The organism is Actinomadura oligospora ATCC 43269, from assembly GCF_000518265.1.
In the GTDB taxonomy this organism is placed as follows: domain Bacteria; phylum Actinomycetota; class Actinomycetes; order Streptosporangiales; family Streptosporangiaceae; genus Spirillospora; species Spirillospora oligospora.
The window spans coordinates 745,555-762,467 of the sequence record NZ_JADG01000003.1 but is presented as its reverse complement, the minus strand read 5'-3'; the positions used below and the strand labels follow the sequence as shown (position 1 = coordinate 762,467).

Genomic DNA, 16,913 nt, shown 5'->3' with positions numbered 1-16,913 from the left:
GGATCACACGCCCAGCTCGTTGTCGATGAAGTCGAGGATCTGCCCGGCGTCGGCCGTGCGCAGCCGCTCCGCCGCCGCGTCGTCACCGGTGCCACCGCTGGTGTCGCGGCTGCCGCGGCTCCGCAGGCGGGACAGGAGCGCTTCCAGGCGGGCGGCGACCGCGTCGGCGTCCAGACCAGAGGCCGAGGTCAGCGCGCGTTCCAGCCGGTCCAGGTCGGCGAGCGCCGGGTCGGGGGCCTCGGGCGGGGCGTCCGCGTCGCCTGGGGCGAGCCGTTCCAGCAGGTGGTCGGCGAGCACGGTGGCCTCCGGGTAGTCGAAGACGAGCGCGGAGTGCAGCCGCAGGCCCGTCGCGGCGGCGAGCCGGTTGCGCAGCTCGACGGCGGTGAGGGAGTCGAACCCGAGGGACCTGAACGAGGCGCCCGCGGGGACGGCCGCGCGGTCGGCGTGGCCGAGCACGGTCGCCGCCTGGTTCCGGACGAGGCCGACCAGCGCCTTGCGCCGTTCCGGCGGAGCCATGCCGCGCAGCCGCGCGGACCAGTCGTCCGGTGGCGCGGCGGACGCCGCCGCGCGGCGCGGCCGGGCGGCGGGCACGGCGAAGTCGCGCAGCGGCGCGGGCAGCTCGGCGGCGGGACGGCCCGCCAGGGCGCTAGCGTCGAAGCCGAGAGCGACGAGCGCGGGCCGTCCGTCGCGGCGGGCGGCGTCGAACAGCGCCAGGCCCTCGTCGGTGGGGAGGGCCTTGATGCCGAACCTGCCGAACCGGGCCAGATCGGCGTCGGTGAGCCCGCCGGTCAGCCCGCTGGTCTCCGCCCACAGCCCCCACGCGATCGACACTCCGGCGAGCCCGGCGGCGCGCCGGTGGGCGGCCAGGGCGTCGAGGTAGGCGTTGGCCGCCGCGTAGTTCGCCTGCGCGAGCGTGCCGAGCGTCCCGGCGAAGGAGGAGAAGACGGCGAACATGCCGAGCGGCAGGTGCGCGGTGGCCTCGTGCAGGTGGCGCGCGCCGTCCGCCTTGGCCGCCCAGACCCGCCGGACGTGCGCGGGGGTGAGCGAGCGGACCATCGCGTCGTCCAGCGCCCCGGCGGCATGGACGACCCCGGTCAGCGGACGCGCCGGATCGACGCTCGCGACCAGGTCCCGGACGGCGTCCCGGTCGGCGACGTCGGCCGCGACGGCCCGCGCTTCGACGCCCAGGCCCTCCAGCCGCGCGAGCAGCTCCGGCGCGCCGGGCGCGTCCGGGCCGTGGCGGCTGACCAGGAGGAGCCGCCCGGCCTGGCGCGTGCGCGCCAGGTGCTCGGCCACCGCCGCGCCGATCGTGCCGGTGCCGCCGGTGATGAGCACGGTGCCGTCCGGGTCGGTGGCGGCGGGGACGTCCAGCACGAGCTTGCCGGTGTGCCGTGCCTGGCTCATGAACCGGAACGCCTCGCGGGCGCGGCCGAGCGGCCAGGTCCGCAGGGGCAGCGAGCACAGCGTCCCGTCGGCGAACAGGCCGGTGAGCGTGCCGAGCATCGCGCCGATCCGCTCAGGCCCGGCATGGTCGAGCAGCTGGAACGCCGTGTAGGTGATGTCCGGGTGGTCGTTCGGGTCGCGGACGTCGGTCTTGCCCATCTCGACGAACCGGCCGCCGGGTCGCAGCAGGCGCAGCGAGGCGTCGGTGAGCTCGCCGGTCAGGCTGTTCAGGACCGCGTCCACGCCGTCGCCGCCGGTCGCCCGGCGGAAGGCGTCCTCGAAGCCCGCGTCCCGGGACGACGCGCGGTGCTCCTCGTCGATCCCCATCTCCGCGAGGATCTCCGCCTTGCCGGGACCGGCCGTCGCGAACACCTCCGCGCCGAGGTGGCGGGCGATCTGCACCGCCGCCCTCCCGACCCCGCCGGTCGCCGCGTGGATCAGCACACGCTTCCCCGGCCGCAGCCCGGCCAGGTCCACCAGGCCGTACCAGGCGGTGAGGAACGCGACCGGCGTCGCCGCCGCGCGCCGGTAGTCCCATCCGTCCGGAATGGGGATGAGCGTCCGGGCGTCGGCGACCGCGTACGGGCCGAACGCGCCGCGGAACAGGCCCATTACGCGGTCGCCGCGCGCGAGACCGGTCACGCCGGGCCCGGTGTCCAGCACCACGCCCGCGCCCTCGCTGCCCAGGCCGGAGTCGGGGTCCATGCCGAGCGCGATCAGGACGTCCTTGAAGTTGATCCCGGCCGCGCGCACGGCGACGCGGACCCGGCCGGGCCCGAGCGGCTCCAGGACCTCGGGGCACGGCACGGCCGCCACGCCGTCGAGTGTCGCGTCCGCCGCCTCGGCGAGCCGCCAGGCCCGTTCGCCCGCCGGGGGCGCGAGCTCCACGGGCTCGGCGGCGGCGACCATGCGCGGCACGAGCACCCGGCCGCCGCGCACCGCGACCTGCGGCTCGCCCGCGGCCACCGCCCACCGGACGGCCCGCTCGACGTCCCCGCCGTCCGCGCCGTTTTCGATGTCGGCCAGGACGAACCGGCCGGGGTTCTCCGACTGCGCGCTGCGGACCAGCCCCCACACCGCCGCGCCGCCCAGGTCGGGATCGTCGGCCGCGACCGCTCCCCGCGTCACCAGGACCAGCTGCGATCCGGACGGCCGGGACGCGCCCAGCCAGTCCTGGAGCAGGGCGAGCGCCCGGTCGACCGCCGCGGGGCCGCCCGTGGTGTCCAGGTGCTCGACGGTGACCGTTTCGAGGTCGGCCCCGTCGGCCCCGTCGGCCCCGTCGGGCCGGGCGGCCGGTTCCGGCAGGGGCGTCCACTCCACCGCGAACAGGCCGTCGGGGACGCGCCGCAGCCGTTCCGCGCTCGTCGGTCGGAGCACGAGCGACTCCACGCTCAGCACGGGAGCGCCCACCGGATCGGCGACGCCGATCCGCACGCCGTCCTCGGGCCGTTCGCCGCGCGGCGAGATCCGCACGCGGACGGCCGTCGCGCCGACGGAGTGCAGCGTCACGCCTGACCAGGCGAACGGCAGCAGCGTCCGGCCGGTGTCGAGGGGGCCGGTGAGCAGGATCGGCTGCACCGCCGCATCCAGCAGGGCCGGGTGCAGGCCGAAGCTCCCGGCCTCACCGGCGGCGTCCGGCAGGCTCACCTCGGCCAGCAGGTCGGGGCCCTGCCGCCACACGGCGCGGAGCCCGCGGAACGCCGCTCCGTAGTCATAGCCCGCCGCCGCGGCGCGATCGTAGAAGTCGTCGATGGGGACCGGCTCGGCGTCGGTGGGCGGCCACGGCCCCTCGCCCACCTGCCCTCGCGGTTCCGGGGCCAGGACGGCGGTGGCGTGATGGGTCCAGTCCGCCCCGTCGAGGCCCGAGTACACGCGCGCCTCCCGGCGGCCGTCCTCGCCGGGCGGATCGACGAGCACCTGGAGGTTCAGGGGGCGCGTCCCGGCGAGGAACGCGGGCTCGTGCAGGGTCAGCTCGTCCACGGTCGCGCAGCCGACCTCGTCGGCGGCCCGCAGGACCCACTCCAGCAGCGCCGTGCCGGGCACCAGCGCGGCGCCCGCGACCTTGTGCTGCGCCGTCCAGCCGCCGCCCGACGCCGGCAGGGCGCCGGTGAGCATCCGTCCGCCGTCGGCGAGCGCGACCGACACCGGCAGGTGGGGATGGTCCGACGCGGTTCCCGTCCGGGGGTCCGCGCGGTCGGCGAGCCAGTACCGCGTGCGCTGGAACGCGTAGGTCGGCAGGTCCACGGTCCGGGGCGGCGGATCGGCGGGGAACCAGGACGACCAGTCCACCGGGGCACCGGCCGCGAAGGCCTCGCCGAGCGACCGGACGACCCGGGTAAGCCCGCCCTCGTCCCGGCGCAGCGTCGGGACGGCGGCGGCGGTGCGATCGGCGGCCTCGAACGTCTCCTCCATCCCGACCGTCAGCACCGGATGCGGGCTGGCCTCGACGAACACGCGGTACCCGTCGCCGAGCAGCGTCCGCACGGTGTCGGCGAACCGGACGGGACGGCGCAGGTTGGCGACCCAGTAAGCGGCGTCGAGCGAGGCGCCGTCGGTCCGCGCGCCGGTCACGGTCGAGTAGAAGCCCACCTCCGAGCCCTGGGGCGTGAGGCCCGCCAGCGCGGCGGTCAGTTCGTCCGCGATCTGGTCGACCTGGTGGCCGTGCGAGGCGTAGTCCACCTCGATCGGCCGCGCCCGCAGGTCCCGCCCGCGCGCGGCCTCGACCACGGCGGCCACGTCCGCCGGGGAGCCCGAGACGACGGTCGATCGCGGCCCGTTGGAGGCCGCGATCGCGACGCCCCCGGTCAGGAGCCCGGCGACCTCGTCGGCCGACGCGCCGACGGACGCCATCGCGCCCGACCCCGACAGCCGCCGCAGCGCCTTCGCGCGGACGGCCACGACCTTCGCGGCGTCGTCCAGGGAGAGGATTCCGGCGACGCAGGCCGCGGCGATCTCCCCCTGGCTGTGCCCGACGACCGCCGCCGGACGGACGCCATGGTGCTCCCACACGGCGGCGAGCGACACCATCACCGCCCACAGCGCGGGTTGCACCACGTCCACGCGGTCCAGGCCGGTCCCGTCGCCGCGCAACACGCCGGTCAGCGACCAGTCCACATGCGGGGCCAGGGCCTGCTCGCATTCGGCGACGCGCGCGGCGAAGACCGGCGACTCGTCCAGGAGTTCCGCGCCCATCCCGGCCCACTGCGAGCCCTGGCCGGGGAACACCAGCACGGATTCCTCTCCGACGACGCGTCCCTCGACGACGCGGGGGTGGGCTTCGCCCGCGGCGAGCGCCGACAGGGCCGCCCGTTTGTCGTCGCCAACGACCACGGCGCGGTGCTCGAACGCCGCGCGGGCCGTCGCGAGGGTCCAGCCGACGTCCGCCTCGGTCGCGTCCTCCGGCTGGAACTCCGCCAGCCTGCGCGCCTGTCCGCGCAGCGCCGCCGCGCTCCGGCCCGACAGCACCCACGGGACGACGGCGGGGGCCGGACGCCCCGGTTCGGGCGCGGGTTCCTCTGGGGGCTCCTCGACGATGACGTGCGCGTTCGTCCCGGAGATCGCGAACGAGGAGACGGCCGCGCGCCGGGGACGGTCGCCGCGCGGCCACGGCACGGTCCCGGTGAGCAGCCGGACGCCGCCGGAGTCCCAGTCGACGTACGGGGTCGGCTCGTCGGCGTGCGGTGAGGCGGGCAGCTCGCCCGCCCGCATCGCCATCACCATGTTGATCAGGCCCGCCGCGCCCGCCGCCGCGACGGTGTGCCCGATGTTGGCCTTGACCGACCGGATCCAGAGCGGGCGGTCCTCCGGGCGGTCCCGGCCGTAGGTGGCGAGGAGCGCCTGCGCCTCGATCGGGTCGCCGAGCCGGGTCCCGGTGCCGTGCGCCTCCACCGCGTCCACGTCGGCGGCCGTCAGGCCCGCGTCGGCGAGCGCGCGGCGGATCACCTCCTCCTGCGCGAGGTCGTTGGGCGCGGTCAGGCCGTTGCTCGCGCCGTCCTGGTTCACCGCCGACCCCCGGATCACGGCCAGGACGCGCCGCCCGTTGCGGCGCGCGTCCGAGAGCCGCTCCAGCAGGAGCAGGCCCGCGCCCTCGGCGAAGACCGTCCCGTCCGCCGACGCGGCGAACGGCTTGCAGCGTCCGTCGGCCGCGAGCCCGCGCTGCCGGGAGAACTCGGTGAACAGGGCGGGGGTGGACAGCACCAGCACCCCGCCCGCCAGCGCGAGCGCGCAGTCGTCCGCCCGCAGCGCCCGGCACGCCAGGTGGATCGCCACCAGGGACGCCGAGCACGCGGTGTCGACCGTCATCGCGGGCCCCTCCAGCCCGAACGTGTAGGCCACCCGCCCGGAGATCACGGCCGTGCTGCGGCCGGTCGTCGCGTGCCCCTCCAGCCCCTCCGGGACGCGCGGCAGCCCGGACAGGTAGTCCTCGCCGGACATACCCGCGTACACGCCCGTCCGGGTGCCGCGCAGGGACGCCGGGTCGATCCCGGCCCGCTCGAACAGCTCCCAGGACGTCTCGAGCATCACCCGCTGCTGCGGGTCCATCGCCAGCGCCTCGCGCGGGCTGATCCCGAAGAACTCGGCGTCGAACCGGTCGGCGTCCCGGACGAACCCGCCGCGCCGCAGGTAGCTGGTGCCGTGGTGGTCGGGGTCGGAGTGGAACAGGCCGTCCAGGTCCCAGCCCCGGTCGGCGGGGAACCCGGTGAGCGCGTCCTCGCCGTCCGCGACCAGCCGCCACAGCGCCTCCGGCGAGTCGGCCCCGCCCGGGAAGCGGCAGGCCATCCCCACGACGGCGATCGGCTCGGCGGACCGCTCCTCGACCTGGCGCAGGCGGCGGCGGGTCTCGTGCAGTTCGGCCGCGACCTTCTTGAGGTAGTCGACCAGCCTCTCCTCATTCGCCATGGCGCATCACCATTCAGGAGACTCCAAGCTCGTTGTCGATGAAGTCCAGGACCTGCTCGGCGGACGCCGACCGCAGCCGGTCCACGGCGTCGTCGTCCTCGCCCGGCTCGTCGCCTCGCGGAGGACCGGCGACGGCGCGGCCCCGGCCGGTGTCCTCGGGCCTCAGCCGCCGCAGCAGCTCGGCGGCGACGTCCTGCGGCGTGGGATGCCCGAAGATCAGCCCGGTCGGCAGCACCAGCCCGCTCGCCTCGGAGAGCCGGTCACGCAGCTCGACGGCCATCACCGAGCCGAGGCCCAGCTCGGTGAACGTGGCGTCGGGCCGCACTTCGTCCGGGTCCGGGAACCCCAGCACGGCGGCCGAATGCCCGCGCACCAGGCCGAGCAGCGTGCGGCGGCGCTCGTCGGCGGTGAGCGCGGCGAGCCGGTCCGCGAGGTCCGGGCCCCGCCCTGTGGGAGCGGACGCCGCGGACGGCCTCCGGACCACGTCCGCGTCGCCGGACGTTCCGGACCGGACGCGCTCGGCCGCCTCGCGGAGCCGCTCGCCGTGCGCCCGCCGCAGCAACACCTCGGCGTCGAGCACCGGCCCGCCCGCCGGGTCGGTGAGGTTCACCCGGACGCCCTGGTCGAGCGCGTCGCCGAGCGGCGAGAGCCGCACGCGGACCGTCTCGGCGCCCACGGCGTGCAGCGTCACGTCGCTCCAGATGAACGGCAGCCAGACCCCGCCGTCACCCGGCTCGCCGTCACCGGACTCGCCGTCACCGGGTTCGTCGTGGAGGCGGCCGAGCAGGAGCGGGTGCAGCGCGGCGTCCAGCAGGGCCGGGTGGACGCCGAACCCACCGGAGGCGTCGACGCCCCGCGGCAGGTCGATCTCGGCGAAGAGCTCGGCGCCGTCCCGCCAGACCGCCCGCATGCCCTGGAAGCCCGGCCCGTAGCCGTAGCCCGCGACGGCCGCCTCCTCGTAGAAGCGGCCGAGCTCGACGGGTTCGCCCCCGGCGGGCGGCCATGCCTTCGGCGGCTCGCCCGGGACGGCGGGATCGGCGCGCAGCACACCGGCCGCGTGGTGGATCCATCCGTCGGCCGCGCGGGAGTACACGCCCACCTCGCGGCGTCCGTCCTCGCCTGCCGCGCCGACCACGACCTGGACGTTCAGGCCGTCCGGTTCGGGGACCACCAGAGGCGACCGGAGGACCAGCTCCTCGACCCCGGCGCAGCCGACCTCGTCGGCCGCCCGCAGGACCATTTCCAGCTGGGCCGCGCCCGGGACGAGCATGGCGCCGCCGATGACGTGGTCGGCCAGCCACGGTTGCCGTCGCCGCGACACCCTGCCGGTGAGGGCGCGGCCGTCCCCTTCGACCGGTTCCACGGCGGCCCCCAGCACCGGATGGCCGGTCGAACCGAGACCGAGGTCCGCCGCGTCGACGGCGCCGTTCCCGGACGCGTGCCAGTACCGCGCCCGCTGGAAGGCGTAGGTGGGCAGGTCGACGACGGCGGGCGCGGGATCCGCGGGGAAACAACGGCTCCAGTCGACCGCGACCCCGGCGGTGAACGCTCCCGCCAGCGCGCGGAGCACCTGTCCGGATCCGCCCTGGTCGCGCCGGATCGTCGGCAGCGCGGCGGCGCGCGCCTCCGCCCGCTCGGCGCACTCCTCGATCCCCATCGTCAGGACCGGGTTCGGGCTGGACTCGACGAAGACGCGGAAACCGTCCGCCAGCAGGGTGTCCACGGCGTCGGCGAAGCGGACGGGCCGACGCAGGTTGGTCACCCAGTAGCCGGTGTCCAGGCTCGCGGTGTCGATCCGCCGGCCGGTGACGGTGGAGTAGAACGGAACCGGCGCGGCGCTCGCCGTGATCCCGGCGAGGGCCTCGGTCAGCTCGCCGGTGATCTCGTCGACCTGCGGGCCGTGCGAGGCGTAGTCGACGTCGATCATCCGGGCGCGCAGTCCCTGCTCCCGCGCGGCGGCCACCACGGCCGCCACCGGTTCGGGCGGGCCCGAGATCACCGTCGACATCGGACCGTTGACCGCCGCCACGGTCACGCCGTCGCCGAGCAGCGCCTCGGCCTGCTCCGCGCCGACGCCGAGGGACGCCATCGCGCCGCCGCCCGCCAGCCGCCGCAGCACCCGGCTCCGCACCGCGACCACCCGGGCGGCGTCCTCGATCGACAGTGCTCCGGCGACGCACGCGGCGGCGATCTCACCCTGACTGTGCCCGACGACGGCGGCGGGCTTCACGCCGTAATCGGCCCAGACGGCCGCCAGTGACACCATCACGGCCCAGAGGACGGGCTGGACGACGTCCACCCGTGACAGTTCAGAGCCGTCGCTGCGGATCACCTCGATCAGTGACCAGTCCACGTGCGGCGCGAGGGCCTGCTCGCACTCGGCCATACGCGCGGCGAACACCGGCGACTCGTCCAGAAGCTCAGCACCCATCCCGACCCACTGCGAACCCTGACCCGGGAACACCAGGACGGGCCCCGGGCCCGCAGTGCCCGCGACGCCGGTGACCACGTCGGCGTCGGGCCGGTCGTCCGCCAGCGCGGTGAGCTCTGCGAGCAGGCGGTTCCGGTCGTCGCCGAGCACCACCGCGCGATACTCGAAGACGGCCCGGGTCCGGATCAGCGACCACCCGACCTCGCCGGGGGTGAGCCCGGGACGGGCCGTCAGGTGCTCGGCGAGCCGCTCGGCCTGGGCGCGCAGCGCCTCCGGCGACTTCGCCGACACTACCCACGGCCCGATCTCCTGCTCGGTCGCGCGGACGTCCGGGGCGGCTTCGAGGATGAGGTGGGCGTTGGTTCCGGAGATCCCGAAGGAGGAGACGCCCGCGCGGCGCGGGTGGCCGTTCTGAGACCAGTCCACCGGTTCAGTCAGCAACCGGACGCCCCCCGACGACCAATCGACGTGCGGTGACGGCTCGTCCACATGCAGGGTCGCGGGGAACATGCCGTTCCGCATGGCCATGACCATCTTGATCACACCAGCGACACCCGCAGCCGCCTGCGTATGACCGAGATTCGACTTCACCGAGCCAAGCCACAACGGACGATCCTCAGAACGACCCTTGCCATAGGTGGCCAGCAACGCGTTCGCCTCGATCGGATCACCCAGTGCCGTCCCGGTCCCATGAGCCTCAACCACATCGATGTCCGACGTCGTCAACCCGGCATTGGCCAGCGCCGCACCGATCACCCGCTCCTGCGACGGCCCGTTCGGCGCGGTCAGACCGTTACTCGCGCCGTCCTGATTGATCGCCGAACCACGCACCACCGCCAGAACACGATGACCGTTACGCTGCGCGTCCGACAGCCGCTCCAACACCACCAGCCCCACACCCTCGGCCCAACCAGTGCCGTCCGCCGAAGCCGAGAACGCCTTACAGCGACCGTCCGCCGACAAGCCCCGCTGCCGCGAGAACTCGACGAACATTCCCGGGGTGGCCATCACCGTCACGCCGCCCGCCAGGGCCAGCGTGCATTCGCCCTGGCGGAGCGACTGGCTCGCCAGGTGCATCGCGACCAGGGACGACGAGCACGCCGTGTCCACCGTCATCGCCGGGCCCTCCAGGCCGAACGTGAAGGCGACGCGTCCCGCCATCACGCTGGGCGCCGTGCCGGTCAGGACCTGGCCGTCGAGGTCCCGCGACGGCTCGTGCATGCGCGGTCCGTAGTCCTGGGTCGTCGCGCCGACGAACACGCCGGTCGGGCTGCTCCGGAGCGAGCCCGCGTCGATGCCCGCGCGTTCGAACGCCTGCCAGGCCGTCTCCAGCAGCAACCTCTGCTGCGGGTCCATCGCCAGCGCCTCGCGCGGGCTGATCCCGAAGAACCCCGCGTCGAACAGGTCCGCGTCGTGCAGGAAGCCGCCCGAACGGGCGTGGCTCCGGCCCGAGTGGGCGGTGTCCCCGTCGAACAGGCCGCCGAGATCCCACGAGCGGTTGCCGGGGAACTCGCCGACCGCGTCCACACCGCCCGCGACCAGGTCCCAGAGCTCTTCCGGTGACTCCACGCCGCCGGGGAAGCGGCACGCCATCCCGACGATGACCACCGGGTCGTCGGCCAGGGCACGACCGTTCTGGAGCGGTGCGGCGGCCGGTGCGTGGAGTGCCCGTTCGCTCAGGTGCCCGACGACGGCGTTCGGAGTCGGGTGGTCGAAGGTGAGCGTCGTGGCCAGCGAAAGGCCGGTCGCCGCGCCGAGCCGCTGAGCGAGTTCGGTGCCCGCGATCGAGTCGAAGCCGAGTTGTTTGAAGGTCAGGCCGGGATCGACGGCTGCGGGCGTGGCGTGGCCGAGGACGTTCGCGACGTCCGCCAGGACGGTCTCCAGCAGCAGCCGGTCGCGGTCCGGGCCGTCCAGCTCGGCGAGGCGGCGGGTGAACGGCGAGTCCGGCGGGGGCGGCGGCGGGACGCGCGCGACCTCGATCCTCGGTTCGGGCGCGGCCACAGGCCAGTACCGGCTGCGCTGGAAGGCGTAGGTCGGGAGGGCCACACGCCGGCCTCCCCGGCCGGCGAACACCTTCTCCCAGTCCAGGTCGGTGCCCCGCACATGGAGTTCGGCCATCGCGGCGGCGAACGTGACGGTTTCCGGCCGGTCGCTTCGCAGCGCTTCGACGACGAAGGGCTCGGGACGGTCCGTGCCCGTCCGCGTCGCCAGGTGTTCGCGGGCGAGGGCGGCGAGCGGTTCGTCCGGCCCGAGGACGAGGACGACCTCGGCATCCGGCAGAGCCGCCAACCTGGCGTCCAGTGACTCCCGTGCGTCCTGCGAGCCGGAGACCACGCGCTCGCACGCGTCCGCGAGCGAGAGAGAGCCCGTGACGTGGGCGGCCGCGATGTCCCCGGCCCCATGGCCGACGACGTGGTCGGTGTCGAGCCCCCACGACGCGGCCAGCCGGTACAGCGCCACATCGAGGGCGAACGTTGCGGCTTCGGCGTAGGGCGACTGGTCGAGCGGGCCGTCCTCAGCGAAGGCGACCTCGCTCACCGGACGGTCGAGATGGTGGTCGAGCGCGGCCCACACTTCGTCCAGCGCTTCGGCGAAGCAGGGGTGCGTCGCGTACAGGGACCGGCCCATCCCCGCGCGCAACCCGGCTTCGCCGCCGAGGAGGACGGCCACCCGGCCGTCTCCTTCACGGCCCAGAACCAACCCGGCGGGGTCGCCGTCGCCCGTTTCCAGCACGGCCAGCCGGTCGAGGCGCTCCTCGATGTCCGCGCCGAAGACCACAGCGCGGTGGCCGAAGGCGGAACGCGTCGTGCCGAGCGAGTAGCCGACGTCCACGGACGACTCGCCGGGACGGTTCGCGAGGTGTCGGCGCAAGCGCCCGGCCTGCGCCGACAGCGCTTCCGGGCTCGCCGCCGACAGCGCCCAGGGGATGTCGTCCTCGGCCGTCGTCGCGGGAGGAGGCTCGTCCGCGACCGGTTCGGGCGCCTGGGCGAGGACGAGATGACAGTTCGTCCCGCCCATGCCGAACGAGCTGACCCCTGCGAGCAGCGGACGGTCCGGGTTCGGCCAGCCGGTCAGACGGTCCTGCACCCGCAGCCCGAGCCGGTCGAGGGGGATGCGCGGGTTCGGGGAACGGAAGTTGAGGCTCGGCGGCAGTTCCCCGTGCCTCAGGCTCAGCGCGGTCTTGATCAGTCCCGCGACGCCGCCCGCGCCCTCCAGGTGCCCGAGGTTGGTCTTGACCGAGCCGACCGGCAGCGGCGCGCCGGCGGGACGGTCCGCGCCGATGACCGCGCCGAGCGCCGCCGCCTCCACCGGGTCGCCCACCGGGGTGCCGCTGCCGTGCAGCTCGACGTACTGGACGTCCGATATCGGCACGTCGGCGGCCCGGTACGCCTCCCGGAGCACGCGTTCCTGCGCGGCCGGGCTGGGCACGGTCAGCGCGTCGGTGTTGCCGTCGTTGTTCACCGCGCCGCCGAGGATCACGCAGTACACCGGGTCACCGTCGCGCAGCGCGGCGGCGAGCGGCTTCAGCACCACCGCTCCCCCGCCCTCGCCCCGGACGAAGCCGTTGGCGCGGGCGTCGAAGGTGTGGCACAGGCCGTCCGGGGACAGGCCGCCGAACCGCTCGGCCATCTCCATGCTGTCCTCGGCGAGGATCAGGTTGACGCCGCCCGCCAGGGCGACCGAGCACTCTCCGCGCCGCAGGCTCTCGGCGGCGGTGTGCACCGCGACCAGCGACGAGGACTGCGCGGTGTCGATGTGCAGGCTCGGGCCGCGCAGGTCGAACTTGTGGGAGACGCGGTTGGCGATGATGCTCCGGTGCACGCCGGTCATGGCGTGCCGGGCGCTTCCGTCCAGGTCGGAGCGGCGCAGCACCGCGGCGTAGTCGTCCCAGATCGCGCTGACGAACACGCCGGTGTCGCTTCCGGCCAGTGACGGCGGGCGGATGCCCGCGTCCTCCAGCGCCTCCCAGGTCAGCTCCAGCATGAGGCGCTGCTGCGGGTCCATCGCCACGGCCTCGCGCGGCGAGATGCCGAAGAAGTCCGCGTCGAACGACGCCACGTCGTCCAGGAAGCCCCCGGGCCAGCTCCGCGCCGGGCCACCGCCCGCGGGCGCGCGGACGCGGTCGGACGGCATGGTCGTGACCGCGCTCTCGCCGAGGCGCAGCAGCCGCCAGAACGCGGCCGGGTCGGGAGCGTGCGGCAGGCGGCAGGAGAGGCCGACGACCGCGACCGGCGCGGCGCTACCCATCGCGCGAGGCACGGAGGTCGGGCAACGCGTGGTCCTGAGCGGTCATGGAGAGTACCCCCCGGGCGTGGACGTCGCTCTCGTCTCGGTGCCCGCCATCATTCGACGGCCCGCTAAAGGCCCGCCAAACGTGCGGCGGGCGCCGCCGCGGACGGCGGTGGAGGCGGAGGCGGACGGCGGTGGACGCGAAGGCGGACGGCGGTGGGAGCGGTGGCCGGACGCGAGTAGGGGTGGTCGGGAGCAGGGGGTGGCTACGGGTACCGCGCCAGACAAAAGGGGCGAATCATCGGGCGGCGAACCCTAGGGAAGGTGCCCCGATGACGACACCGGCGAGAGCCCCCCATCTCGTCCGCCCGATCCTCGCGTTCGCGCTCGCCTGCGGAACGCTCGCCGCCCTGCTCCTGCCCGCCCTGGCCCGTCCGGCGCGGGCCGGAGGCGGGCCCGGCTGCACCACGTACCGGCTGAACGTGCGCATCGCCGACCCGGGACCGGCCGACCAGACCCTGTGGGGGCAGCTGTGCTATCCGGGCGCGGCCCGCCCGTCCCGCGTCCAGCTGCTGGTGCACGGCTCCACCTACAACCACCTCTACTGGGACTTCCCTGTCGGGAACGGCCAGTACTCCTACCTTCGCGCGGCGGTCGGCGCGGGCTACGCCACCTTCAACGTCGACCGGATCGGCAACGGCGCCAGCTCGCATCCGCCGAGCTCCCAGCTCGACCTGGGCGCGGGCGCCGTCGCGATGCACGACGTCGTCACCGCGCTCCGCTCGGGCGCGCTCGACGGCCACGCGTTCAGCCGCGTCGCGTGGGTGGGCCACTCCTACGGCTCGTTCACCGGGATGTACGAGATGTCGCGCTACCGGGACGTGGACGCCGCGGTGCTGACCGGCGCGCTGCACGGGATCAACCCTGACGGGGGCTCGACGATCTACCCCGCCGTCCAGGACCCGAAGTTCGCGGCCTCCGGCCTCGACAACGGCTACGTCACGACCAAGCCCGGCATGCGGGACTTCTTCTACTCCCCCGAGACGACGGACCCGCAGGTCCTCGCCGCGGACGAGGCCGAGAAGGACGTCGCGCCCCTGGCGGCGAGCCCGCCCCTGCCGACGCCGATGGACTTCACCGTCCCGGTCCTGCTGGTGTCGGGGATGCGGGACCGCGGCCAGTGCGTGAACGTCACCCTCTACGACTGCGCCGACCCGGACAGCGTCCGGGCCTCGGAGGGGCAGTACTACCGGCCCGAGTCGCACCTCACCGTCCGGATGATCCCGGACACCGGGCACAGCCTCGCGCTGGCCACGACGGCACCGGCCACCGACGCCGTCATGCTCGGCTGGCTCCAGCAGAACTTCGGCTGACGGCTCCCACCCGGCGGGCTAGGCGGGCCGGGCTCCGGTCCGGTCCCGCCACGTCTCCAGGCCGTCGAGCAGGCGGGACAGCCCGAAGTCGAAGCCGTGCTCCTGGAGCTTGTCCACGTCCATGCCCTTGTTGTCGGACCACAGGCCGACGTAGCTGTGGAAGTCGGACTCATGGCTCCTGATGTAAGGCTCCAGCTCCGCCACCAGCTCGTGCGGGCTCTTGCCCGCGCGGCCGGAGACGTTGCGCATCGCCACCTCGCTCATCGACGAGCCGACGGTGTAGGACGACAGCATCGAGCTCGCGAAGACCAGGTCGCCCCCGCGGAACCCGGCGGCGGCCAGCGCCGCGACCATGCGGTCGCCCATCCGCAGCGCGTTGGGGCCGATCGCGGGCAGCACGCCGAGCAGGCCGATCATCCACGGGTGGCGCAGGATCGCGGCGCGGTACTCGCGCGCGCAGGCCGCCGTCGCCTCCCGCCAGCCGACCTCGGCCGGGTCGGGGATCTCGACCTCGCCCATGACCTCGTCCATGGCCAGCTCGAGCAGCTCGTCCTTGTTGGCGACGTACCAGTAGGCGGACGTCGCCCCGGCGCCCAGCCTGGTGCCGAGGCGGCGCATGCTCATGCCGTCCAGGCCGTCGGCGTCGAGCAGCTCGATCGCGGCGGCCACGATCTGGTCGCGGCTCAGCGTGGGCGCGTCGCGGCGCGGCTTCGGCGGCGGACGCATCCACACCGAGGCGGCGATCGGATCGGTGTTCGGCGACATCCCCGTCCTCACTCAAGATCAGATCAATGTGCTTCCCCAGGTTAGAGCATATCGCATGGCGTACTATCCTGGTACAGTGTTCGAGAACTTAACAGCGTACGAGCGGAAGGGCTCCCATGTCGTCCCCTCAGGCTGAAGCAGCGGCCGCGCCGGCCCCCGATCCACGTCGCTGGTGGATCCTCGGAGTCCTGTGCCTGGCCCTGTTCGTGGTCGTCATCGACAACGCGGTGCTCACGGTCGCGATCCCCTCGCTGATCCGCGAGCTGCACACGAGCATCGCCGACGTCCAGTGGGTCCTGGACGCCTACATCGTGGTGTTCGCCGGGCTGCTACTCGCGGCGGGCGCGCTGTCCGACCGCTACGGCCGGCGGCTCTGCCTCGTCATCGGGCTGGTGCTGTTCGGCGGCGCCTCGATCCCCACCGCGTACGCGTCGACGACCGGCCAGCTCATCGCCTCCCGGGCCCTCATGGGCGCGGGAGCCGCGTTCCTCATGCCGGGAACGCTGTCCATCCTCACCACGGTGTTCGAGGAGGAGGAACGCAAGAAGGCCATCGCGATCTGGAGCGCGGTGCTCATGGTCGGCGCGCTCGGCGCGCCCCTGCTCGCCGGCGTCATGCTCCAGCACTTCTGGTGGGGCTCGGTGTTCCTGATCAACATCCCGGTCGCCGCCCTCGGCGTGATCGCCGCGCTGCTGATCATCCCCGAGACGCGCGGCCCGGCCACCCGTCCCGACCTCGGCGGCGCGGCCCTCTCCACGCTCGGCATGGCCGCGCTGGTCTGGAGCATCATCTCCGCCCAGCAGCACGGCTGGTCCGCCGTCCGGACGGTCGCCGGGTTCGTGGTCGCGATCGTGTCGCTGGCCGCGTTCGCGTTCTGGCAGCACATCGCCGAGCACCCGATGCTGCCGCTGAAGCTGTTCCGCAACCGGGACTTCGCCGGGGCGAGCCTCGCGCTCGTGCTGGTGGCGTTCTCGTCCGGCGGGCTGCTGCTCGCGCTCACCCAGTTCATGCAGTTCGTGCTCGGCTACAGCCCGCTGAAGACCGGGGCGGCGTTCATCCCGCTGATCGTCAGCGCGATCGCCTTCAACGGGCTCGGCGTGGTGATCAACAAGAAGTTCGGCGCCCGCGCGGCCATCGTCACCGGGCTGGTGCTGCTGGCCGCGGGCTTCGGGCTGCTCGCCATCATGAGTCCCGGCGACGGGTACGCCAAGCTGGTGCTGTCGCTGATCGTGATCGGCGCGGGCAGCGGCACCGTGGGCCCCGCCGCGTACGGCACGCTGCTGGGCGCGCTGCCGCCCGAGCGCGTCGGCGTCGGCTCGGCGGTCAACGACACGGTCTCGCAGACCGGGCAGGCGCTCAGCGTGGCCGTCCTCGGGTCGGTCCTGACCGCGTTCTACGCCTCCAAGCTGCCCGACGACGTCACCGGCAAGGCCCGGGACTCGATCGGCGAGGCGCTGGGAGCGGCGGCCGTCCGGCACGACGCGGGGCTGGCGCACACCGCGCAGAACGCCTTCGTCGACGCCATGGCGGCCACCGCGGTCGTCGGCGCGATCGGCATGCTGGTCGCGGCGGTCGTGGCGGTGACCGTGCTGCACGGGCACCCCGCCCAGCCCACCCCCGCCACCGAGGAGAAGGTCGACACGTCGGCCTGAGCCCCGCCGGGGTCCCGGGGGGCCGCCCCCGGGGCCCCTACGGCTCCCCCGGCCCCGCCGCCCCCGGAAGCAGGGGCGGCGTTAGGGGTATCGCGGCCCGGCCAAAGGTGACCACCATCG

The 16,913-nt window shown here is 74.6% G+C and carries 5 protein-coding genes; 2 read left to right on the top strand and 3 right to left on the bottom strand.

The window, feature by feature from the left end:
* Window positions 1–3: 3 nt before the first annotated feature.
* The gene (locus tag P696_RS0102965) at window positions 4–6,342 is read right to left on the bottom strand and encodes a type I polyketide synthase (RefSeq protein ID WP_026411164.1); all 6,339 of its coding nucleotides are present in this window, start codon (window positions 6,340–6,342) and stop codon (window positions 4–6) included.
* 13 nt (window positions 6,343–6,355) lie between these two features.
* Complete coding sequence (locus tag P696_RS42865; RefSeq protein ID WP_034482770.1) at window positions 6,356–13,021, bottom strand: type I polyketide synthase; 6,666 nt, start codon at window positions 13,019–13,021, stop codon at window positions 6,356–6,358.
* Window positions 13,022–13,335: 314 nt separating this feature from the next.
* Between P696_RS42865 and P696_RS42860 the strand changes: the two genes are divergently transcribed.
* On the top strand, window positions 13,336–14,376 hold the full coding sequence (locus tag P696_RS42860; protein WP_051466667.1) for an alpha/beta hydrolase: 1,041 nt from the start codon (window positions 13,336–13,338) through the stop codon (window positions 14,374–14,376).
* Window positions 14,377–14,394: 18 nt separating this feature from the next.
* On the opposite strand, the gene P696_RS0102950 is transcribed toward P696_RS42860, so the two are convergent.
* Window positions 14,395–15,141 (bottom strand): TetR/AcrR family transcriptional regulator, encoded by a 747-nt coding sequence (locus P696_RS0102950; protein WP_026411163.1) that lies wholly within the window; start codon window positions 15,139–15,141, stop codon window positions 14,395–14,397.
* A gap of 116 nt (window positions 15,142–15,257) precedes the next feature.
* Here P696_RS0102950 and P696_RS42855 point away from each other — a divergent pair, with 116 nt between their 5' ends.
* Window positions 15,258–16,793: an MFS transporter gene (locus tag P696_RS42855; RefSeq protein ID WP_051466665.1), complete on the top strand. Its 1,536-nt coding sequence runs from the start codon at window positions 15,258–15,260 to the stop codon at window positions 16,791–16,793.
* Window positions 16,794–16,913: the final 120 nt, after the last annotated feature.

Excerpts from the sequence above, each read along its gene's own strand:
- P696_RS0102965 (WP_026411164.1), bottom strand. The coding sequence starts at position 6,342 with ATGGCGAATGAGGAGAGGCTGGTCGACTACCTCAAGAAGGTCGCGGCC.
- P696_RS42865 (WP_034482770.1), bottom strand. The coding sequence starts at position 13,021 with ATGGGTAGCGCCGCGCCGGTCGCGGTCGTCGGCCTCTCCTGCCGCCTG.
- P696_RS42860 (WP_051466667.1), top strand. The coding sequence starts at position 13,336 with ATGACGACACCGGCGAGAGCCCCCCATCTCGTCCGCCCGATCCTCGCG.
- P696_RS0102950 (WP_026411163.1), bottom strand. The coding sequence starts at position 15,141 with ATGTCGCCGAACACCGATCCGATCGCCGCCTCGGTGTGGATGCGTCCG.
- P696_RS42855 (WP_051466665.1), top strand. The coding sequence starts at position 15,258 with ATGTCGTCCCCTCAGGCTGAAGCAGCGGCCGCGCCGGCCCCCGATCCA.